General features: G+C 59.0%; 20 protein-coding genes and 1 pseudogene. 7 read left to right on the top strand and 14 right to left on the bottom strand.

The genetic code is table 11. The annotated features are described in order from the left end of the window. Positions 1-128 precede the first annotated feature (128 nt). The 4 genes from QCE79_RS19635 to QCE79_RS19620 all read right to left on the bottom strand — a co-directional run bounded on the left by QCE79_RS19635 (position 129) and on the right by QCE79_RS19620 (position 5,413). Positions 129-1,142, bottom strand: coding sequence for a LacI family DNA-binding transcriptional regulator (locus tag QCE79_RS19635; RefSeq protein ID WP_250468323.1), 1,014 nt, complete (start codon positions 1,140-1,142; stop codon positions 129-131). 87 nt (positions 1,143-1,229) lie between these two features. Then, positions 1,230-2,768, bottom strand: coding sequence for an efflux transporter outer membrane subunit (locus QCE79_RS19630; protein ID WP_244832413.1), 1,539 nt, complete (start codon positions 2,766-2,768; stop codon positions 1,230-1,232). After that, on the bottom strand, positions 2,758-4,287 hold the full coding sequence (locus QCE79_RS19625; protein ID WP_309847107.1) for a DHA2 family efflux MFS transporter permease subunit: 1,530 nt from the start codon (positions 4,285-4,287) through the stop codon (positions 2,758-2,760). Before QCE79_RS19625 ends, QCE79_RS19630 begins: the two co-directional genes overlap by 11 nt. 1 nt (position 4,288) lies before the next feature. Continuing rightward, a complete protein-coding gene (locus tag QCE79_RS19620; RefSeq protein WP_309847104.1) occupies positions 4,289-5,413 on the bottom strand; it encodes an HlyD family secretion protein in 1,125 nt (374 codons plus the stop codon). 175 nt (positions 5,414-5,588) lie between these two features. Between QCE79_RS19620 and QCE79_RS19615 the strand changes: the two genes are divergently transcribed. Further along, on the top strand, positions 5,589-6,245 hold the full coding sequence (locus tag QCE79_RS19615; RefSeq protein WP_309847101.1) for a TetR/AcrR family transcriptional regulator: 657 nt from the start codon (positions 5,589-5,591) through the stop codon (positions 6,243-6,245). Between the two features lie 149 nt (positions 6,246-6,394). Here QCE79_RS19615 and QCE79_RS19610 read toward each other — a convergent pair whose 3' ends face one another. Beyond that, on the bottom strand, positions 6,395-6,997 hold the full coding sequence (locus QCE79_RS19610) for an NADPH-dependent F420 reductase (protein WP_309847099.1): 603 nt from the start codon (positions 6,995-6,997) through the stop codon (positions 6,395-6,397). Positions 6,998-7,122: 125 nt separating this feature from the next. Here QCE79_RS19610 and QCE79_RS19605 point away from each other — a divergent pair. Both QCE79_RS19605 and QCE79_RS19600 read left to right on the top strand, forming a co-directional pair. Continuing rightward, positions 7,123-7,305, top strand: a pseudogene (locus QCE79_RS19605) (LysR family transcriptional regulator); the annotation flags it as partial. Positions 7,306-7,320: 15 nt separating this feature from the next. Beyond that, positions 7,321-8,022 (top strand): substrate-binding domain-containing protein, encoded by a 702-nt coding sequence (locus QCE79_RS19600; protein WP_309848249.1) that lies wholly within the window; start codon positions 7,321-7,323, stop codon positions 8,020-8,022. A 24-nt stretch (positions 8,023-8,046) separates the two neighbouring features. Here the strand turns inward: QCE79_RS19600 and csgH are convergent, their stop codons facing one another. From csgH to QCE79_RS19570, 6 genes are all read right to left on the bottom strand, one after another. Then, positions 8,047-8,379, bottom strand: a complete 333-nt coding sequence (gene csgH / locus QCE79_RS19595) for a curli-like amyloid fiber formation chaperone CsgH (protein WP_250527847.1) — start codon at positions 8,377-8,379, stop codon at positions 8,047-8,049. Between the two features lie 161 nt (positions 8,380-8,540). After that, positions 8,541-9,875, bottom strand: a complete 1,335-nt coding sequence (locus tag QCE79_RS19590; RefSeq protein ID WP_309847094.1) for a hypothetical protein — start codon at positions 9,873-9,875, stop codon at positions 8,541-8,543. A 191-nt stretch (positions 9,876-10,066) separates the two neighbouring features. Further along, positions 10,067-10,540 (bottom strand): hypothetical protein, encoded by a 474-nt coding sequence (locus QCE79_RS19585; protein ID WP_309847092.1) that lies wholly within the window; start codon positions 10,538-10,540, stop codon positions 10,067-10,069. A gap of 95 nt (positions 10,541-10,635) precedes the next feature. Beyond that, complete coding sequence (locus QCE79_RS19580) at positions 10,636-11,556, bottom strand: CsgG/HfaB family protein (protein ID WP_309847089.1); 921 nt, start codon at positions 11,554-11,556, stop codon at positions 10,636-10,638. Positions 11,557-11,646: 90 nt separating this feature from the next. Continuing rightward, positions 11,647-12,087, bottom strand: coding sequence for a curli assembly protein CsgF (locus QCE79_RS19575; RefSeq protein ID WP_244832457.1), 441 nt, complete (start codon positions 12,085-12,087; stop codon positions 11,647-11,649). A 70-nt stretch (positions 12,088-12,157) separates the two neighbouring features. After that, positions 12,158-12,850 (bottom strand): curli production assembly/transport protein CsgE, encoded by a 693-nt coding sequence (locus QCE79_RS19570; protein WP_250495242.1) that lies wholly within the window; start codon positions 12,848-12,850, stop codon positions 12,158-12,160. 462 nt (positions 12,851-13,312) lie between these two features. On the opposite strand from QCE79_RS19570, the gene QCE79_RS19565 reads away from it, so the two are divergent. Next, positions 13,313-13,981 carry a LuxR C-terminal-related transcriptional regulator gene (locus QCE79_RS19565; protein ID WP_309847085.1) on the top strand — a complete coding sequence of 223 codons (669 nt, stop codon included), beginning with the start codon at positions 13,313-13,315 and terminating at the stop codon, positions 13,979-13,981. Positions 13,982-14,080: 99 nt separating this feature from the next. Here the strand turns inward: QCE79_RS19565 and QCE79_RS19560 are convergent, their stop codons facing one another. Beyond that, positions 14,081-15,172, bottom strand: coding sequence for a lipopolysaccharide biosynthesis protein (locus QCE79_RS19560; protein WP_244832454.1), 1,092 nt, complete (start codon positions 15,170-15,172; stop codon positions 14,081-14,083). A gap of 1,204 nt (positions 15,173-16,376) precedes the next feature. Between QCE79_RS19560 and QCE79_RS19555 the strand changes: the two genes are divergently transcribed. After that, positions 16,377-16,808 carry an NUDIX domain-containing protein gene (locus QCE79_RS19555; RefSeq protein WP_309847081.1) on the top strand — a complete coding sequence of 144 codons (432 nt, stop codon included), beginning with the start codon at positions 16,377-16,379 and terminating at the stop codon, positions 16,806-16,808. Between the two features lies 1 nt (position 16,809). On the opposite strand, the gene QCE79_RS19550 is transcribed toward QCE79_RS19555, so the two are convergent. Both QCE79_RS19550 and QCE79_RS19545 read right to left on the bottom strand, forming a co-directional pair. Further along, a complete protein-coding gene (locus QCE79_RS19550) occupies positions 16,810-18,354 on the bottom strand; it encodes an MFS transporter (protein WP_309847079.1) in 1,545 nt (514 codons plus the stop codon). A 12-nt stretch (positions 18,355-18,366) separates the two neighbouring features. Beyond that, positions 18,367-18,747 (bottom strand): tautomerase family protein, encoded by a 381-nt coding sequence (locus tag QCE79_RS19545; RefSeq protein WP_309847075.1) that lies wholly within the window; start codon positions 18,745-18,747, stop codon positions 18,367-18,369. Positions 18,748-18,873: 126 nt separating this feature from the next. On the opposite strand from QCE79_RS19545, the gene QCE79_RS19540 reads away from it, so the two are divergent. Both QCE79_RS19540 and QCE79_RS19535 read left to right on the top strand, forming a co-directional pair. Further along, positions 18,874-19,356: a MarR family winged helix-turn-helix transcriptional regulator gene (locus QCE79_RS19540; protein ID WP_250495247.1), complete on the top strand. Its 483-nt coding sequence runs from the start codon at positions 18,874-18,876 to the stop codon at positions 19,354-19,356. 29 nt (positions 19,357-19,385) lie between these two features. Then, positions 19,386-19,835, top strand: a complete 450-nt coding sequence (locus QCE79_RS19535; RefSeq protein WP_309847071.1) for a tautomerase family protein — start codon at positions 19,386-19,388, stop codon at positions 19,833-19,835. The last annotated feature ends 184 nt before the right edge of the window (positions 19,836-20,019 follow it).

Genomic DNA, 20,019 nt, shown 5'->3' with positions numbered 1-20,019 from the left:
TGAAACTTCAGAGGGCGCGGATGAAAACGCGCCGCTTTGTAAACCGGTTTACTTAGGCTACGGCCGACGCCCCTTTCGTGTCAACCGGTCAAAATTAGAATTTGCGTGGAGTGGCGTTGACGCTGAGTTCAGCGCGAACGTGGCGGCGCGACGGACGCGCGTTGGATCAGACTCACGGGCAGCCGCCGCACGGCGGACGGTCCGCCGCCCGAAAGACGCGCAAGCAGCAACTCGACGCCCGTGCGGCCGAGATCGCGCGCGGACTGCCGAAGCGTCGTGATGGGCGGCATCAGCAGGCTCGCAAACTCCATGTCGTCAAAGCCGACGATCGACATATCGCGCGGCACGTCGATGCGTCGATCGCGCAGCGCTTCGAGCAGGCCGACCGCGAGGTAATCGCTCGCCGCGAAAATCGCCGTGGGCGGCGACGGCAGCGCAAGCAGACGGCCGAGCGCCGTCGCGCCGAACTCGCGCTCGTACGAGCCGAAACAGACGAGCGTTTCATCGAATTCGATATTCGCCTGCGCCAACGCCCGTCGATACCCTTCGCAACGCTCCTGCACGGTGAAAAGACCGAGCGGGCCGCTGATATGAGCAATACGCCGATGCCCCGCCTCGATCAGATGCTGCGTGGCGAGATAGCCGCCCTGCACGTTATCGACGAGCACTTTGGGCACGTCCGCGCCGGGCACGTCTTCGTCGATCACGACGATATTGCCGCGCGTGCCGATGAGGGTGCGCAGCGTGCCGTCGTCGGGACGGTTGGAGACGAGGATCAGGCCGTCGAGATGCTGAATGTCGAGCCAGCCGACATACAACGATTCGCGAGCGAACTGGTTGCGCGTGATGCACAAGGACAGACCGTAGCCATGCTCGGAAGCGGCCAGCTCCACTTCGTCGGCGATCTCCGCGAAGAAAGGATTCGCCACGTCCGGCATGGCCAAGCCGATAGTCTCGCTGCTGCCGAGGCTCAGGCGCCGAGCAAGGCTGTTTTGCCGGTACTTCAACGCCGCGATGGCGGCGTCGATGCGTTCGGCTGTGTCCGGCGGCAACGCGAGGCTGCCGTTCAGGTAGCGCGATACGGTTGCCTTCGAGACCTTGGCATGTTCCGCCACTTCGCGAATCGTGGACACTTTGGGCACAGCGCGTTCCGGCTTGGAAAAGCCTGAGTGTAGCCTCGTTCTCGCGCAAGCCGTCATCGAGGCATCGCGAACGCGCGCTTGTGCGCCTTATTCCTGCTTGGCGGAAAGCGCCGCATACGCGCCGTCTTGCGTATCCCAGCCGCCGCCGAGCGCCTTGTACAACGCGACGAGATTCGTCGATACCGTCGCGGTGCTGTCGACCCATTGCTGCTCGGCGGTGAGCAACGCCTTTTGTGCCGTCAACACGTCGAGGTAGTTCGACAGGCCACGAATGTAGCGCTTGTTTGCAATGTCGAGCGCGCGTTTGGACGCTTGCACGCTTGCCTCCAGGCGATCGCGGCGGCGCTGTTCGGCGGCGAATCCCGTCAGCGCGTCATCCACTTCCTGGAATGCCGACAGCACGGTCTTGCGGTACGTGATCGCCGCTTCCTGTTGCTGGGCTTCCCGCAACGCGAGCGTCGCACGCAGGCGGCCACCCTCGAAGATGGGAAGCGAAAGACTTGGCCCCGCACTGTAGCTGCGCGCGCCCCAACTACCGAGATTCGTGAATTGCGTAGCCTGAATGGCGACGCTTCCCGACAGCGTGATCTTGGGGAAGAAGTCCGCCTTCGCCGCGCCGATGCTCGCCGTTGCCGCATGAAGCTGCGCCTCCGCCTCGCGGATATCCGGCCGCCGATGCGCCAGTTCCGATGAAAGCCCGACCGGCACGCGCGGCGGCGCCATCGGCACGGCGGATGGCGGCGACAGCTTCGCCGCAAGCGCTTGCGGATACTCGCCAAGCAGCACGCCGATGGCATTGATCAGCTTCGCTTCCTGCTGCTCTTCCTGCGGAATATCCGCGGCATTCGATTCGGCCTGGCTCTGCGCATTGGCGACATCGAGATCGGTAGCGAGTCCATGCTTCGCGCGCTCCTCCGTGAGTTGCACGGTACGCTCTGCAAACGCCAGATTCTCTCGCGTAATACGCAGCTTTTCCTGCGTCCCACGCAGATTCAGATAATCGCGCGCGACTTCGGCGGCGGTCGAGACGATCGCATCGTGCCGCGCCTCGTTCTGCGCTTCGACCGTGGCGCTCGCGCTTTCCGTCGTGCGTCGCACGCGGCCCCAGAGGTCGAGTTCCCACGATGCATCGAAACCATACTGATACAAATTGAACGGCGGCAGTGCGTTTTGCGCCGCGCTCGACGTCGGAACACCGCCTTGCCGTCCGCCGAGCCCGTTCGTATCCGTGGCCGATGACCCGCCGCCGCCCAGCAAGCCGATGACGCCATCGGCGCTCTGCAGCTCGCGCGTGTAGGAAGCGTTGCCGTTTAGCGTCGGAAGCTCGTCGGCCTTCGTCTGGCCAAGCTGCGCACGCGACTCCAGGAGCCGCGCCGCCGCGACCTTGATGTCGAGATTGCTGTCCATCGCGCGCGTGACGAGCTCGGTCAGCACGGGATCGCCGAAGCTGTTCCACCATTGCGGATCGACAGGTTCGGGCACCGCGACCGACCGGTTAGCCTCGCTCGTGGACTGCGTTTCGGGCCACGGCGCCGGTGTCTGCAATGCAGGACGCTGAAAGTTCGGGCCGACCGTGCAGGCCGACAGGAACGCGACAAACGGAATCCATCGATAATCAATGCGCATTGACTTGTGCCCCCTTCGGCAGCTTCGGCAACAAGATACAGACGGGACACAGCACGAGGGATATGACGCCGAGCATGATGAACACGTCGAGATAACTCATGACGGACGCCTGTTGCTCGACCCGTCCGGCGATGGAGCCGAGCGCATTCACGAAGCCGTTATACGGCGTGATGTGCTCGGCGAGCCGTGCATGATGAAACTGATCGCGCCACGCCAGTTGCGTCGTCACGAGCGACACGCCGAAGCTGCCGCCGAGATTGCGCATCATGTTGATGAGCGCGGATGCGTTGTTGTTCTCTTCCGGCGGAATGCCGATGAACTGCACGGTCGAAAGCGGAATAAAGAGGAACGGCAGCCAGATGACCTGATAAAGCCGCGACAACGAGACGTCCCAGAAGCCGATGTTCAGATCGAGACCCGCCGAATGCAGTAACGCGACGCCCGTGCCCGCAAGCGACATCATCACGAGCCATTTGGGCTGGAACACGCGCCCGGTCACGATGCCCGCCACGGGCATGAAGAACAACGTGACGAGACCACCCAAGCCAAGTGTGAGGCCGGCGTTGGTGGCATCGTAGCCAAGTAGTTCCTGCGTGAATTGCGGCAGAATCTGCGTCGTGCTGTTGATGATGAACCCGAACGCGAACATGACGCCGCAACTGATGGCGAATGCGCGCGACTTGAAAAGCCGCAAGTTCACGATTGGTTGCGCGGTCGTCAGTTCACGAAAGACCAGCGCCACCAATGCGACGCATGCAACCGCCGCGAACGAGCAGATGAAGTTCGACGAGAACCCGTCCTCGCGCTCGAATTTATCCAGCACGATCTGCAGGCAGCCGAAGCCGACCGCCACCAGAAAGAAGCCGAGATAGTCGATGCGCAAGCCTCGGTCGAGCAGCGCGCGACGCTCTTGCTGAACGAGCTTGCTGTCGCTTACGAACATCCACGTCAGGACGAGCGAAACCATCCCCACCGGCAGGTTGATGAGGAACACCCAGTGCCACGAATAGTTCTCGGTGATCCAGCCGCCAAGCATCGGTCCGATGGCGGGCGCCGTGACGACCGTAAAGCCATACAGCGCAAACGCCATCGCGCGCTTGTCCGGTGCGAACGTGTCCGCGAAAATGCTCTGCTCGACCGGCGCGAGACCGCCGCCGCCCAGTCCTTGCAGCACGCGAAAGACGATCATCATCGGCAGCGAGGTGGCGAAGCCGCACGCCACCGAACTGACCGTGAACAGGAACACGCAGATCATGTAGAAGCGCTTGCGCCCGATCACGTTCGCGAGCCATCCGCTGATAGGCAAGACGATTGCGTTGCTCACCAGGTAGCTCGTCGTGATGTACGTGCTCTGGTCGAGGCTCGCACCGAGTCCGCCCGCGATATGCCTGAGCGCCACGTTCGCAATGGTCGTGTCGAGCACTTCCATGAAGGTGGCAATCGACACGATGACCGCGATGAGCCACGGATTGAAGGGCCCCGCCGCCGACCTCGGCAATGCTGCGTGCGTAGCGGCCATGTCAACGTACCGTCACGCGCGGACTGACGGAGAGACCCGGCGCGAGCGGCATGTTGCGCCAGTCGTCGCCATTGAAGACGATCTTCACGGGCAGACGCTGCACCACTTTCACGTAATTGCCCGTGGCGTTTTCCGCAGGCAGGCTGCTAAACACCGAGCCCGTACCGCGTTGCAGGCTCTCGACATGCGCGTGGAGAACCTTGTCCGGATAAGCATCCACGGTGACATCCACGGGTTGTCCCACGTTCATGTGAACGAGCTGCGTTTCCTTGAAGTTCGCGGTGACCCACATCTCGTCGGGCACCACTGCAACGAGCGCCTGTCCGGGCGTCACGTAGTTGCCAAGGTTCACGGTGCGGCGCGTCACCTTCCCTGCCTGCGGTGCGACGACTTCCGTGTAGCTCAATTGCAGCTTCGCGTTATCGACATCCGCATGCGTCTGACGCACCGATGCCTGAGCGGCGTCGATCTTGGTTCGTTGCGACGCGACCTGCGCTTCGCCCGCCTGAACGGCCTGCTTCGCGCTATCGAGCCTCGCGAGCGCGCTCTTGGTGGTCGCCTGACTTTGTTCGAGTTGCTGACGCGTGATGGCGGCCGGGTCCGTGCCCGTATAGCGCGCGAGATCCTGCTGCGCCTGCAGTAGATCGGCCTGCGCGACGCGCACCTGCGCGGTCTGCTGCGCGAGATTGGCTTGCTGATACAGCAGGTCGGCATGCGCCTGCGCAACTTGCGCAACGGCATTGGCTTCCTGTGCCTCGGCTTGTTCGAGCTTCACTTCGAAGTCGCGTGGATCTATGCGCAAGAGCGGCTGATTCTTTTCGACGTGCTGGTTATCCGCCACCAGCAATTCGATCACGCGACCGTTCACCTGCGATGCAATCTGGCTTTGATTGCTGTCGATGAACGCGTCGTCGGTACTCTCGTAGTGCCGGCTATGGAGCCAGTACGCAACGCCTCCAGCCACACAAATCAGTAATACCGTTCCGCCGATGATGGCATTCATGCGCTTGCGCTTCGGGCTCATCGGCTTGGACGTTTCCTCGCCCGGCTTCTTGTCGGCTTGCTCGCGGTCGCCTTCTCCGGCATCGCCGGAGGGCTTGCTATCTTCGCTTTCACTTCCGGCCATTGCAGTCTCCCAACGAATATTGAGATGCATTCTACAATAGAACGGAACGGTCTCGTTCTTTTTTTAATAAGCGGCGTCTGTGTTAATCTTGCGCTGGAGATTTATGCAAGGATCAGCCGTGAAACGCACGATGAAAGATGGCAACGGACATGCCTCCCTATGCCCCATAGGAGCCATGTTCTCGCGGAAGAAAGGCCGTCCGTCCAACGCGATGGCAGGCGATGTGGAAGAGCGCATTCTGGACGCGGCGAGTACCGTCTTTCTGCAGCAGGGTTTCGCTGGAGCGTCGCTGGAGCGCATCGCCGAGGCGGCGGGCGCAGGCAAGGCAACGTTGTACAGTCGGTATCCGAGCAAGGAAGCGCTCTTCGCCGAAGTGGTCAAACGAAATTGCGAGCGGTGCTTGCGTCCCGTGTTCGAGGCGCCGCAATCCTCTGCTCTCGTCGAGCAACTCGAAGGGGTGACGCGCGCGCTCGTCACACGCTTGCTCGACGACGAGGTGATCGGGTTGATCAGAGTGGTGGTAGCCGACGCGCCGCGATTTCCGTCGCTGGCGAAAATGACACGCGAGGCGGGGCGCCTGCGCGGCATCGATGCGGTCGCGAGCTTGATGGCGGAACATTCGCAAATTGCGCGCGACGCCAGTACGCGCGCTGCCATCAAGCGCAATGCGTTGATCATCGCCACTCAGATGCTCGATGCAATCGTTCCGCCAATGCTCATGAGAGCATTGATGGATGAAAACCTCGATGATCTTCGCAACGAGATCCGCTCGCATGTCAAGCGGACTATCGCTGTATTCGTCACGGCGGGTGCGCTGAATGCGTTTTTATAGAGGCACGCAGTAGTCGCTCGACCCCTACTTTGCATCGACGAGCAACTTCCACACGACTTCAAGCGGCGCCTTTATATGTCATCGAGCGCACGGATAGGCGACCTTCCCCGGTCATACGGCTTGGGTCCGATGACATGATCGTACAGGGCTCATTGCTCCTTCTTAAACAGGTCCTGAAAGATCAACGCCGCCCAATGCTTGTCACGGGCCTGCACGAGTTGTCCGCCTTCGGCGAGCTTGCCGAGACTGACCGGCGCATAACCGAGCCGTTCGACGAGCGCCGCGACGGTTGCATTGGCGCCCTCATCATCGCTCGATAAAAAGAGCACTCGGCGTCCCGCTGAAGTCGCGGGTTCCTGCGCAAGCAGGCGCGCGGGCAGATGGTTGAACGCCTTGACCAAATGCGCGCCCGGCAGCGCCTTCGCCACGACCGCCGAGGAAGGCAGATCGTCCAGTTCGTTTAGCGGCACGCCATAGGCATTTGTGGCGTCGATGACGACTTTGCCTTGCCAGCTAGCCATAGCCTTGGCGACATCGCGATGCGCCCAGAACGGAACCGCGAGAATGATCACGTCGGCCTTGAGCGCGTCCTGCAACGTCATAGGTACGATCTTGTCGCCGAGCTCTTGCGCGATAGGTGCGATGGATTCCGGCCCGCGCGTGTTCGCGACGCCTGCCGTGATGCCGCTGCGAGCGAATTGACGGGCAATCGCGGCGCCTACGCTGCCGCTCCCGATGATCGAATAAGTCATGAGAATTCCTTTTTTGGTTGGTCACGAGTACGTCGTTGCTTAAGTAGATCGTGTCAGTGCGTGAACGATCTGGGAAGACGGCATATCGAGATACAATCCATCACGCTCGGAGATGGATAGCCGCCATGCTCGATGGAATATCGCTGGACCAACTCAGAACCTTTATCGCCGCCGTGGATGAGGGCAGCTTTTCGGCGGCGGCGCGAAAACTCAATCGCGTTCAGTCGGCGGTAAGTGGCTGGGTCGGAGGATTGGAAGATCAAACGGGCGTCATTCTTTTCGAGCGCTCTGGACGATTCCCGAAGCTCACGCCAGAGGGCGCGTTGTTGCTCGCGGATGCTCGCAATATCGTCGCCGGGGTGGATGCGTTGAAGGCGCGTGCGAGGCTCATGACATCGGGCGTGGAAGCCGAACTCTCGGTAGTGGTCGACGTTTTCTTCCCGACTGACGTGATCAGTGCAGTCGCAAAGGCCTTCGCCGAGCAGTTTCCACTGACGCCGCTACGTCTCTTCGTCGAAGGACTGGGAGCGGCTTATCTACCCGTTCTCGACGGCCGATGCAGTCTCGGCATACTACCGCCGCTGCCACAGGCATTTTCATCGCTGACGAGCGAGCGGCTCGGCGACGTGCCCGTGGTCGCGGTGGCTTCGGCGCAGCATCCGCTTGCAGCCATCGGTCGCCGAATAACACGGCGTGAGCTTGGCCGCCACGTTCAACTGGTGCTGACCGACAGATCCGATCTCACGGCAGGTCGCGACTTCGGTGTGGCCTCCGCTTCAACCTGGCGCTTGGCGGACTTGTCCACCAAATATGCGTTTTTAAAGGACTGCGTGGGCTGGGGAGGCATGCCTTTTCATATGGTCGAAAAAGACATCGCCGCAGGGACGCTGGTTGTTCTCGATACGGACGAGATGCCGCCCAGCGGCTGGCTTTTGACGATGTCCATCTTTCAGCAGCCTTCGCAGCCGCCCGGACCGGCAGGCAAATGGTTCATCGAACGATTGAAAACTCAGTGGCAAAGTTGATGGTTCAAACGGCCGCTCGGGCTTTCAACGAGTCGCCTGGTAAGCGCTGCCAGTTCCGCAATCCGTGCTGACCGTACGGATCACACGCCCGGCCTGCATCAACGTGATGCTGACCTTGCAAGCCTCCCCTTTCGCCGATGACACGGCAAGCGTCGAGACCGCTCGGCTCTCGCCACCGCGCAAGTGCAAACTGCCCGACTGCGACACGTTCGACGTGCCTGACGCTCCCGACTTGAGCACGTGCAAGTCGTAGTCGAGGCCGGTGTCGTACACGCTGACGACGTACGGAACGACGCGGATCGAACCGTTGGCGGAAGTGACATCGAAGGACACGGCGACATCGGAGAACGCGATCATGATCGGCTCCTTCAAGGCAAAGCGCGTCTGAATGAAAAAGCACCCGGCGTGGTGGCTATGAATATCGACCGGCACCACGCGGGGTGAAGGAGAGCATCGATCAAACGGCCGGGGGCTCGGCCGTTCGAGTCGAACACACACAACGATCTTTACTACGCCCCTTAGTGCTGAGCGATCGTCGTCGAGTTGTGGATGCCTGTTTGCGTCACGGTGGCGATGTTGCCTGAACCGGCTTGCGTGACCGATGCGTAATTGCTTCCACCAACTTGCGTCGATGCAATGCGGTTGCCGCTGCCCGATTGCGACGAGTACAACTCGTTGCTTACGCCATCTTGCGATGCCAGCAGCGTTTCTTCCATCCCGGCCTGATACGCCACCGCATTGTTGCCGCTGCCATGTTGGAGCACATCGAGCTTCGAGCCGAATGCGCCGACTTGCGAAAGGCCCGCCGTGTTGACGGCCGTGCCAGTCGAAACCTGGGTCGACGTGATCTCGTTGCCGCTGCCGTTGTGCTGCAACGTGCTGACATTATTCACGCCTGAGCCACTTTGCGACACGGTCGCGCTCGAACCTGCTTCGCTCACCTGCGAAACCGAGGCCTGACTCTTCGAGCCCATCTGCGACACCGTGACGTTGCCGCCTAGCGCAAGCATCGTCGAGACGGCCGCGTTGTTATTCGAGCCGGTCTGCAAGATGGAAGTCAGGTTGGCCGCCGACAAAGTCTGTGCGACGTTTACCGTGTTGCTCGGACCGGTTTGCAGAATCTGCGTCGTGTTGCCGAGCGCGCCGAGTTGCGAGACCGTTGCCGTCTCCAGCGAGCCATGCTGCGCGATGTTCGTGGTGTTGTCGTAGCCGAGCGTCTGAGAGACCGTCGCGTTGCCGCTGGCGCCATCTTGCTGAACATTCGTGTTGTTACCCGACGACGAGGCCTGGCCCACCGATGCCACGCCAAGCGCGCCGGTCTGGCTGATGATTGTCGTGTTATCCGAACCGACATTCTGCGCAACGCTCGCCGAATTCACGCCGGTCTGATAGATCGAAGTCGTGTTGCCGGTGCCATTGTTCGAGTTCACGTTGGCGCTCGAACCACTCACGAAGCCGGTCTGCGTGATGTTGACCTTGTTCTGCACTTCGCCCGTCTGCACGACCGACGCCTTGGCCGCGGTAAGCACACCGCTCTGATCGATGTTCGTCGCATTGCCCGCACCGCCGCTCGTATTGACCGATGCGTTGTTCAGCATACTCGACTGGTTGATCACAACTGTGTTGTCGCGTGAGCTCGATTCGGTGACATTCGCGCGGTTGCCGGCCGCGATAAGGCCGCCCTGCTGCGATATTGCGACGTTATCGCCGTTCGTGTCCTTCTGGTCAACCAATGCATTGTTGTATGTACCGGTCGTGGTCACGGTGACGGTGTTGTTGATGGCTTCGGCGAACACGCTCGACGAGGCCAGTGCCAGAAACCCCATTGCAACGACGGATGCTTTGATCTTCATGATTGGTCAACCCCTTATATGAACCAGTGAACGATGGTTTCGTGTTTGTGCTTTTGCTTTCATTTCAGCGGTCCGGCCTGCTTGGCATTTTTCATGGTGTGCACTTGCCGCCTTTCCCCTGCTGCTGCCGCTACTTCACTCGTCGTTTCATCGAATGGCTGCTCCTTGATTCGTTGCTCGTTGTTGTATGCTTATCGGGCGATCACCAACGCTTTTGCTCCGTTACCCGTTTGCTGGACCTGAATGCCGCTGCCGGCGCCTCCTTGAATGATGGTTGCCTGATTACCGTTGCCGCGTTGCGCCACCGATGCGTCGTTGCGAGACCCGTATTGCGTAACCGACGCGTAGTCGCTATTGCCTCGTTGCGTCACGCTGGCCGTGTTGTATGACCCCGATTGCACGCCGACATACTGATTGCCGTTACCTGATTGCACCAGCGACTGCCAGTTCTGCGTCCCGGTTTGCTGCGACGCCGCCACGTTCGCCACGCCAACCTGATTGATGGTGATCGCGTTGACGCCGGTTTGCCGGGCCTGCACCGTGTTCGCTGAACCCGTCTGATTCACCGTCGCACTTTGGCGGCTCACCGTGAAAGCCGGCTCCCCTGCACCGAAGTCCGAGATGAAGGACAGGTCAGCGGCACTCGCGGTCGACGCAACAATCATAAGCATTCCGTATATTTTATGAGCGAGCGACTTCTTGATTCTTTGGTTCTTCATTTACGGCTCCTGATGCGAGCTACTAATCGCGTGCGCCGGAATCAACCGCCCGACGATGCCTTTTCCGGTTCGACCTTCGACGGGTCATACGAGGTGTTGACCTTGTCCATCTCCGCGACGTAGTTCTGGTTTTCCTGCAGATAACGCTGAACTGTCTGGTCGTACCAGTCCTTGTCGTCCTTGAGCGCCCAAGTCTGGTTCTTCAGTCCCTGCACGATCAGATGAACCACTGCGGATTCGATCGCTTCCTTGACGCATAACTGCGCCGGCTCATTGCGCGTCAAGCCTGCTTCAGCCTGGAGCAGATCCTTGAAGCCAACGAACTTGTAGACGCCGACATCCACTTGATACGAGTAGATGGTTTTGGTCGTCGAGACGCTATTCAGGATTTGCCCGTTGCGTATATCGACGGTGCGTAAGTTCACGGTCACCTGATCCACGCGATATTGCTGCGAGCCGCTGATCCCGAGATACGCCACGCCCGCGCCGCCGGTCTTCACATTCGAGTCGTACGCCACGATCCCGCCTTCGAGGATGATGCTGGCTGGCGCCAACGCGCCGATCTGCGGAATGACGCGGTTCTTGTCGTCCGGTGTTTCGAGCGCGCGCATGATCTTGCGTTCGGTCAGCAGGTCCTGAAGATTCTCGCGCTCGACCGGCGTGAACCAGCCGGAATCGCGCATGGCGGCAACGAGGAACGACGCTCCACCTTGCGTAACCTGCGATGAAAACGAACTGTCGGGCGACGGCTTGTACTGACCGGTCAGATCACGAAAGCCATAGACGGCAGCGAGCACGCGGCCCTTGGGCGGCGGCAGATGCACGAGGTCGCGGGTCACGCGCGTGGGCGGCGTGAGCGTCGCGTTGCCCGCCACATTCTGCGGCGATACCGCGCAGCCTGAGAGCGTGAGCACGGCGGCGCTGACGAGCGCGAGCGTTGCCCGGAGTGCGAATCGGTTCATGATATTCCCCGTGTCTTGCTGTTTCTTGTTGGTATCGATCTGGATGACGGCTGGTCGCAGCCCTCGCTCCAGCATTTGGCGTAGGCTGCGTTACTGGCCGCCGCTCACCACGAAAGTCGTTGAAGCACCCGAGGTCTTGTCGGTCGTCGTCACTTGCAGATTGCCGTTCGCTATCTGCGCGATGTTGATCGAGAAGTTGCCCGTGTTGATGGTGCCTGGCTTGAGCGATCCATCCGTGCCCACGATCGAACTCGTCACCGAACTCGCCACGCGTGACAGAATGGCCTGCTGCAACTGACTGTTGAATTGATCGAGCGTGGACTGCGAACTGGTCAGGCTCGCCAGACTCGGGTCCTGATGCTTGTTCTGTGCGGTCGCCTGATCCATGAGAACAGGACCATTCGCGGGATTCCCGCCGAACGTCGGATTGATGGGCTCGTACACCAGCGGCGATGCATACGCTCCGCCGATCAGTCCCGCGTTGGCAATCGCGGTAAGCAGTATCCGCGTGAAGGTCTTTTGGTTAGTCATCCCGAATTCCTCGAACTCTCTTTTATCGTTTGAATGCTGTCTTTGTCTTTCTGCTACCGTATGCCGCGACTTACATTTCATCCGATGCGAGATCGGCTTCATGAAACAGCAGGCGCGATATATCCGCCTGCAGCACTGTCTGCAACGCGCTCGCCGCCGCGCTTTCGGCAATAGGCCGCACGTTCGCCCGGGCAATAGGCAAGAACGCCTGAAACACGCGACGCTGATCGTATTCGACCCAGATCAGACTGCCGTATCTTGCAGAGGGACGCTCATGGACCGACACGTTATAGCGTTCGCTCATCGGCATCTGCGTCCATGCCTGAGCAAAAAAGTTATAGAAGTCTTCGCCTACCAGCGTCACCGCGTCGTTGGTAACGATCCCGCCAAGCGTATCCACGAGTGGAGATCTGGCATCCGGCTTGGCGGGCAATGTGTTGCTGCCCGTGATCGTCGACTGGCGGCTGACCGTCGCACTGTCGGTGAGTGCAGGCGACGCCGCTTGCGGCCGGACCCTCGTAAGCGGACTCGGCGTCGGCGGGTTCGGCAGCGTGACGAGCGCACGTGCTTCATTACCCGAAGCGGAGCCATGAGCGCTCGACGGCGAATCGGCGTCCTGCGCGCCTTGAGCATATGCCGCGTTATCGACCATGTTGCCGAGTAGCGCGGCCGTGGTCACGAACGTCATCGACGCGACCCAGAACTGCGGCATGCGCCACGCGCCCTTCGTCGAGATCCTGTTTGCATCGCCGTCGTGTCGCATACGAGCCTCTCGTCGTCATTCCTGCAAACTTCGTTTGGCCGAAGCGATGCAGTGGTATGGAACGCATTCTGGCGGATGGCGATGGCGGATGTCGATGGGTCAAATGAACACCTCTCGCTGCCATGAAACTTCCGCGACTCGTGTCGCGGGGAACACGTTACGGTGTTACGAGAACGCACGTGCGGCGGGCGTTTGAGACGCTCGTTCGGTTGAGTCGATCGTCCTTAAAAGCCGCTGCGCAAACGTTAGCGACCGAAAGCGGGACGTTCGTGGCTGAAACAGTTTTGGTCCACCTGGTTCAAATTCGTGCGGATTTCAACTAGCGGTGATCGGCTTGTTGGAAACCTCTTGTCCAACACGGCTTCGCAGGATTTGGCATACAAATTGCCTCTGCCTGGTCGATGCAAAAGTGCCAACGTGATGGCTCCAATGCCGGCCTAAAAAAACACCGAAGGGGATGAAATGCTGGAATGTATCGTGGCATCGGAGATGAACGTGGCGGTTTCGATCAACGCGCAGGAAGCGATGTCGGACGCTCGGACGGTCAAGGCCGTCGCGCTCGAAAGCAGCGATGCCGCAGCGCTGGTCGATTATCTGTTCAACGAAGAGACCACGGTCGTCGCCGTCGATGCCGATCTGAACGTCATGTGCAAGATGTCGAACGCGTTGGCCCTACTTGGAGACCAGGGTGGTCTCGCTATCCGCAATGGACAGCTCATGCATCCGAACGCGAAGGCCTACGAAGGACTCAAATCTAGCGTAGCGAAGACGCTGGCTTGCGGTCAGTGCAGCACGATCGTCGTGACTGGAGCTTGGGGACATGCGTGGCATATGGTGATCACGCGCGCGGACGATCTTGTGCTTTCCTCACGGCCGCGAGCGGTATTGCGCATTGAGCGCCGTCATATTTTTCGCCGGCCGGAGGTAGCGACACTCCAAAGTGTGTTGGGCTTATCGCAGGCTGAAGCGCGGATGCTGTGCGAGTTGATCTGCGGTCACAGCGTCAATGAATGCGCAGCGATTCTTGACGTGTCGATTGCGACCGTACGCAAGCACCTTGCCGCAACGCTCAAGAAAACGTCCTGCTCGCGTCAGTCGGAATTGATGCGGCTAGCGAGCATCGTGACGTAACGTGCAACCTGGTGAACGTGACCATCGGTTGAATGGGAACGGGCCTCAACGCTTACCGAACAAGAAAAGAAAGAGCCCGAAGGCCCTTTCTGACTCGCTTTACTTCGGGTGACTTGCAATGAAACTCTTGACTGCGGTGAAGGCAGGCTTTTGCGTCTTGCCATCGCTCGTCATAAGACCGTATGCGCCTTCGCTGTCGTCGTACATTTCGAAAGCCTGAATCGACTGGATGTTGTACTTTGCCGCGTTGTTGTAAAACTGCTGCATCATCAAGCTGCCGGTGAAGTACGACGCGATTGCCGAGTACGTACCGTAGGTCGGACGCACACCGTACTCGTTGATCCAGACCGGTTTGCCAAACGAGTTCAGCACGCCGAGGATGTCATGGCAACCTGTGTTGCCGCAAGCGTGGGTCATGTCGCCCTGGTCCGAGTACCAGTGCCATGCCGTGATGTCCCAGCTGACAGTCGGGTGACCATGCGTGCCGTCCGGCTGCGAGCCGTCCGCAAGCATCTGAAAGAACGCGGTGTGCTTCCACGTGCCGTCGACGATGATCTTCGCCGAGCTATTGACCGACTTCACGCCCGCGATCATGCCGCGAATCAACCCGCGCGCGACTGTGAACGGCTGATTGCTGTAATGGTTCCAGACGTTGCCGTCGTAGTTGCCAGAGAGCGTGTTTGCTTCGAGCTCATTGCCGACTTCGTAGTACGTGTAGTTGTACGTCTGCGCCGTCTGCTGGCCCATCGTGTAGCCCGCGTTATAGGCGGCCTGCTCGCTGTTGTAGTTCAGGCCCAGCAGCATCACCGGATAAACCTGTACGCCGCCTGCCGCAAACTGCTTTGCGACCGTGGCGAGAACCTTCGCCGATGCCTGGCTGTACACGTCGTTACGGTAAATCTTCACGCCGAGATTTTGGAGTTGCGAAAGCTGCGTTGCGTACGACGTGGTGTCATACGCGCCGCCGTTCGTGATGTGGCCGTTTGCGCCGTAGAAGATGGAACTGGTGGTTGCGGCCTTTTCGGTCGATTGCGGCGTGGCGGCAGACTTGTCGACTGCGGCATCGACTGCGCTTTCGCCGCCGCCACCGCAAGCTGCTAGCAACGTGGAAGCGACCAGAGCAGTGGCAAGCGCTGCGGCTTTAGTTTTCGACAGAACTTTCAGGAAATGGGAAGACTGATTTTCATTCATGTTAGTTTGCATAACTAATTGCCGGGCTAGCGCCCGCACATGTTTAAAAGGTTGCCGGCACTTTCCGCCGACAGCTAGCACACAGTTCGCTAGTTGCGAGGTTCGCCGTAGCACCACGTCGACTGCGCGACGAGTCACGGCTTTCCGCGGATTGCTTTGTACTCAGCACGTAAGCAAACGATTGCTTTCGATACTGCAGGAACTGCCGATCGAAGCTACCGAACGTAAGACACAAGAAACCGCGTTAGATGTTGCAACTATTACCGTATTCGGCTGTGCGAATTCTTGCTTAAAGCAAGATATGCCGAATCGGTGAGAACGGAAGCAAGGTTATCGTCTTATGAGATGACTGTAAATGTGAAATTAAGAAAAAAATGCGTTAAGTTTTCCTGACAGTGAAACATATACCGATTGATATGAAGTTTTCATTTCGAAAGAATGGCGGCGGTTTCAGGGCTACAAAAGTTGGACACAGTTGGTCTTAAAGGCGTTGTGCGACATTGCGCAATTGTTGGATCGACGCGTAGCCCGTTAGAACGGTAGAGAGCGCACAGGGCGTAGGCGCTAGCGTCGAGTCGCGAGACGTTGCCATATGTGATGGAATCGACGCGACAGGCCGACGAGTTTTGCTAGCGCAAGCTGCTTAGAGGATCGCTAAAGACAGCGACCCCTATCGCACTTCTTAGGGGAAGAAATTCGGCCGGGCCATTTGCGAAAGCCGGTAATCTCAGGCTCTCAACCGCCCGCAACGGCTAGAGCGTTACTCTAGAAGCAAAGCGCAATGCCCCCTGTCATCCCGATGCTCGAAAGCTGGGTAACAAAGTTGACTAAGCGATACTTCTTAGCGACCTCTCGATAACATCGCGAAGCATCGTGATGGCAAAAGGCAAAGTGGAATCGCATGCGCTATGCATGCTGAATGGATGACCCGCATTAAAGGGCCGTTCGAGGACTCCCAACTATTCAATTCCGCTTCATTGGCAGGGCTGCTTTGTGCGCTCGCTTCGGGAAATACTGAGAGGATGAGTTCCAACATAGTGCACGCCGGATCAGGATTCAACCGAAGTCGCCGTCGAGGCTCGACGCAATCAGCCTGAATCATCGCCGCCAATATTAATAAGCCGTCTCGCGGTTTAAACTTGCGCTCGCCGCTTCGCGACGTAGGATCGCGAACCGAACATCAGCTTCTTCCACGGTGCACAAGATGAGCCGAATGCAAAGCGTTGTCGACGTACATGTCCTGTTCAAGAACGACAATAACGAATATCTCTTCATCCAGCGCGCAAATACTGGCCATAGAGACGGTCAGTATTCGCTGGTCGCCGGTCATCTCGAACCTGGGGAATCCATCGAGGAATGCGCGATCCGCGAGTCGAAGGAAGAAGCCGGCGTGAGCATCGCGCCAGGTTCTCTCGACTTCAAGTTGGTGATGCGACGCGATTCGGAACAGAACCGAATAAGCTTCTTTCTGACATGTCGTTCTTGGGAAGGCACCCTTGTGAACATGGAGCCGCACAAGTGTTCTGCGTTTGTTTGGGCGCCGCTGGACCATCCGCCTGAGCCGACCGTCGACTACATAGCCCATGCGCTTGAAAATATTCGCAACGGCGTGATACTGGCTGATTTCAAGCCTTGATTCAGCGTGCTAAAGTCGGCGGTGTCTCAGCCGGATTCACGAGGCGCCAAGTCAACGCTGCCGACAACAACATGAACAATGCAGCCACGACGAACAGCGCTTGATATCCTTTGGCGAAGCTAATCGCACCGAGTGTATGCAACGCGGCATCGCTCCAACCTGGCAAGGTTGCGCGCTGAAGATGCCCTGCAGTGATATCCACTACGAGATGAAGGCGCTGCTGCGAATCGACGGAAGGCATCGAATTCGTAATGACATTTTGGACACGCGCAAACATCACCGCGCCGAGCATCGCGATTCCAATGACGAGTCCGGTAAAACGCGTCGTGCCCGACACACCCGACGCCATGCCGGATCGCTCCTTCGGGATCACGGTCATCGAAACCTTGGTCGTCTCGCCGTTGAGCATGCCCGCGCCGATGCCCGTCACGATCATGCCTACGATGAGAGGCGCATAAGCAAGCATGGTCACGACCGCCGCGAAACAGACGAGCCCGATGCACACCGTAAGCAACCCGAGCGTAAGCAACGCGCGCCCTGTCAGGCGATGCGCGAGATGACGCGACACGAGACGCGGCACGATAAAGAGTGGCCCGACCATCGGCAGCATCATGAGACCCGCGCTCGCCGATGTCGCGCCGAGACCGCTTTGCAGAAAGATCGGCACGAACGTCAGCATCGTGAGCATGCCGATGGAAAACGCAAACTGCGCGAGCGTCGCACCGAGAAACGTCCGATTGCGGAAGTACGTTAGGTCGAGCATCGGCCGCGTCTGACGTCGCTCGACAATGACGAACAACACGAACAGCACGCCAGCGCCCACGAATTCAGCGATGATCCAGCGATCATGCCAGCCGCGCCGATTGCCTTCGATAAGCGCAAGCGTCGTTAGAAAGAGCGCCGTTCCGAAGCATGCGACGCCTGGCAGGTCGAGTCGCATCGAGTGTGGATCGCGCGACGATTCGATCACGCGCAAGATCAACGCAAGCAATACGACGCCTATCGGCACGTTGACATAGAACGCCCATTGCCAGCCGAACGCCTGCGTGATGAGTCCACCGACCACCGGACCGCTCGCGATCCCGATGCCCACTACGGTGCCCCAAAACGCGAACGCTCGCGCCCGTGCTTCGCCGTGGAATGCGTGCGACAAGGTGGCGAGTGCGGCGCTCAATTGCATGGCCGCGCCCGCGCCTTGCAACGCGCGCGCGGCTATCAACATCGGCAAGTTCCACGCGGACCCGCATAGCAGCGATGCAAACGTAAATAACATCAGCCCTGTAACGAGCAAGCGCTTGCGTCCGAAGCGGTCGGCGAGCGCGCCTGCTGGCATCAACAGCGACGCGAAGCTCAACATGTACGCCGTGATCACCCACTCGATGCCCGCGAAATCCGCATGCAGCGAGCGCGCAATGGAGGGCAGCGACACCGACACGATGTTCGCATCGAGTTGCAGCATGAAGGACGGCGCCGAGGTGCAGATGAGCACGAGCCACTCATGCCGCTTCGTCGCGGCGTCCGGTCTGCTTGCGAGTGAGCGATCCATGCGGCGCGCTCCTCAAACCGCGTATTGCGCTATGCCGTTGCCGAACGACCAGTTCTCTTTCTTCACTTCGACCAGATTGATGAAGACGTTCTCAGGTCGTATGCCCGGCGCTGTCGAGAGTCCCTCGGCAATTGCGCGGTAGAGCGCTTTCTTTTGATCGGTGCTACGTCCTTCGTTCCACGTGATTTGGATGATGACGAGGTCGTCGTCGCGCGCAATGCCAAGATACGTCGGATCGAACATGAAGTTGGCGTCTTCATGCTCGTTGATGACCTGGAAGCGGTCGTTCTGTGGCACACCGACACTGAGCATCGCTTCATAAACGACGAGGCCGATCTTCTGGCGATAGTCGGCATCCTTTCCCTTCTTCAAGTCGATACGAACAAACGGCATGATGGAGCTCCATTTGATGAGGACCGGTGCGGCAAATTATCAGCATATGCTTGCAATCTGTCAATTGCCTGCATATGCTGATAATGGAATAATGACTCTGCAGGAAACTTCGCAGAGGAATGAGTGATGGCAACGAAAATGGCGGCAAAGAATGTGAATCGCGGGCGACCCGGTTGCAGTTGCACCGCACTGCGCAAGGCCACGCGACGTATTTCACAACTCTATGACGCGGCAATATCGCCAAGCGGCCTGAAAATCACGCAGCGCGCGGTGCTCGCTCAGATCGGGCGATCGGAGCCGACCAACGTCGGCAAGCTCGCTGCAGCGCTGGTAATGGATTCGGGCGCGCTCGCGCATACGCTCAAGCCGCTTGAGCGTGACGGCTTCATCTCACTTGCGGTGAACCCTGACGACCGGCGGCATAAATCGATTGGTCTCACGCCCGAAGGACGCGAGAAGCTCGCTGAATCCGACGTTCTGTGGCGCAAGGCGCAAGCTATCTTCGATTCATCATTGGGCCGCGCCGAAGCCGAAGTATTGCGCGGCGTGCTGGACAAGCTCTTATCGGATGAATTTGCGGAGCGCTTCGAAAAGAACATGCAACGCTAGCGGATAAACGCTAATTAGGGAGACGCCATATGCCGACTTACCTCGTATCTGTCACGGACGGACTGCTTTCCGATGACGCGAAAGCAAACATCGCGCGCGAAATCACCCGAGCGCATAGTCAAGCCACGGGTGCGCAAACTTTCTTCGCGCAGGTCATGTTCAGCGCGATTTCACGAGGCGCTCATTTCATGGGCGGTAAGCGGATCGATACGAATCAGATTTTCGTGCATGGACACATTCGCGCAGGAAGAACGCCTGAGCAAAAGGCCAGGTTGCTTGCCGATATCGTGGAATCCCTTCATCGAATCTCGAAGTTGGAAAAGCGTTTTTTATGGGTTTATCTCTCCGAGTTGCCGCCTGCGAACATGATCGAATATGGACAAGTCTTGCCTCAGCCTGGAACTGAACAACAGTGGCTTGACGGGCTACCTGAGGCAGATCGCGCCTATTTGCTAGGGCTTGCGGGCAAACCGGACTGATCGTCGACTCACGCTCTTCGATTATGTTGGCGGGTCATACGAAGTTATTGCCTGCGACTTGCCTCAAGAATCACTTACGCTCGTCGATATGGACGGGGATGCCATCCGACGCTTCAACCCTATAAAAGTATGACAATAGCATTCCCCACCGCCATTACCAACGTCGAGCAGCGCGCCTAAGAAC

It is taken from the genome of Caballeronia sp. LZ003 (assembly GCF_031451465.1).
Classification (GTDB): Bacteria; Pseudomonadota; Gammaproteobacteria; order Burkholderiales; family Burkholderiaceae; genus Caballeronia.
This window is presented reverse-complemented; position numbering and strand designations above follow the sequence as displayed.

Excerpts from the sequence above, each read along its gene's own strand:
- QCE79_RS19630 (WP_244832413.1), bottom strand. The coding sequence starts at position 2,768 with ATGCGCATTGATTATCGATGGATTCCGTTTGTCGCGTTCCTGTCGGCC.
- QCE79_RS19625 (WP_309847107.1), bottom strand. The coding sequence starts at position 4,287 with ATGGCCGCTACGCACGCAGCATTGCCGAGGTCGGCGGCGGGGCCCTTC.
- QCE79_RS19620 (WP_309847104.1), bottom strand. The coding sequence starts at position 5,413 with ATGGCCGGAAGTGAAAGCGAAGATAGCAAGCCCTCCGGCGATGCCGGA.
- QCE79_RS19615 (WP_309847101.1), top strand. The coding sequence starts at position 5,589 with ATGTTCTCGCGGAAGAAAGGCCGTCCGTCCAACGCGATGGCAGGCGAT.
- QCE79_RS19610 (WP_309847099.1), bottom strand. The coding sequence starts at position 6,997 with ATGACTTATTCGATCATCGGGAGCGGCAGCGTAGGCGCCGCGATTGCC.
- csgH (WP_250527847.1), bottom strand. The coding sequence starts at position 8,379 with ATGATCGCGTTCTCCGATGTCGCCGTGTCCTTCGATGTCACTTCCGCC.
- QCE79_RS19590 (WP_309847094.1), bottom strand. The coding sequence starts at position 9,875 with ATGAAGATCAAAGCATCCGTCGTTGCAATGGGGTTTCTGGCACTGGCC.
- QCE79_RS19585 (WP_309847092.1), bottom strand. The coding sequence starts at position 10,540 with ATGATTGTTGCGTCGACCGCGAGTGCCGCTGACCTGTCCTTCATCTCG.
- QCE79_RS19580 (WP_309847089.1), bottom strand. The coding sequence starts at position 11,556 with ATGAACCGATTCGCACTCCGGGCAACGCTCGCGCTCGTCAGCGCCGCC.
- QCE79_RS19575 (WP_244832457.1), bottom strand. The coding sequence starts at position 12,087 with ATGACTAACCAAAAGACCTTCACGCGGATACTGCTTACCGCGATTGCC.
- QCE79_RS19570 (WP_250495242.1), bottom strand. The coding sequence starts at position 12,850 with ATGCGACACGACGGCGATGCAAACAGGATCTCGACGAAGGGCGCGTGG.
- QCE79_RS19565 (WP_309847085.1), top strand. The coding sequence starts at position 13,313 with ATGCTGGAATGTATCGTGGCATCGGAGATGAACGTGGCGGTTTCGATC.
- QCE79_RS19560 (WP_244832454.1), bottom strand. The coding sequence starts at position 15,172 with ATGAATGAAAATCAGTCTTCCCATTTCCTGAAAGTTCTGTCGAAAACT.
- QCE79_RS19555 (WP_309847081.1), top strand. The coding sequence starts at position 16,377 with ATGAGCCGAATGCAAAGCGTTGTCGACGTACATGTCCTGTTCAAGAAC.
- QCE79_RS19550 (WP_309847079.1), bottom strand. The coding sequence starts at position 18,354 with ATGGATCGCTCACTCGCAAGCAGACCGGACGCCGCGACGAAGCGGCAT.
- QCE79_RS19545 (WP_309847075.1), bottom strand. The coding sequence starts at position 18,747 with ATGCCGTTTGTTCGTATCGACTTGAAGAAGGGAAAGGATGCCGACTAT.
- QCE79_RS19540 (WP_250495247.1), top strand. The coding sequence starts at position 18,874 with ATGGCAACGAAAATGGCGGCAAAGAATGTGAATCGCGGGCGACCCGGT.
- QCE79_RS19535 (WP_309847071.1), top strand. The coding sequence starts at position 19,386 with ATGCCGACTTACCTCGTATCTGTCACGGACGGACTGCTTTCCGATGAC.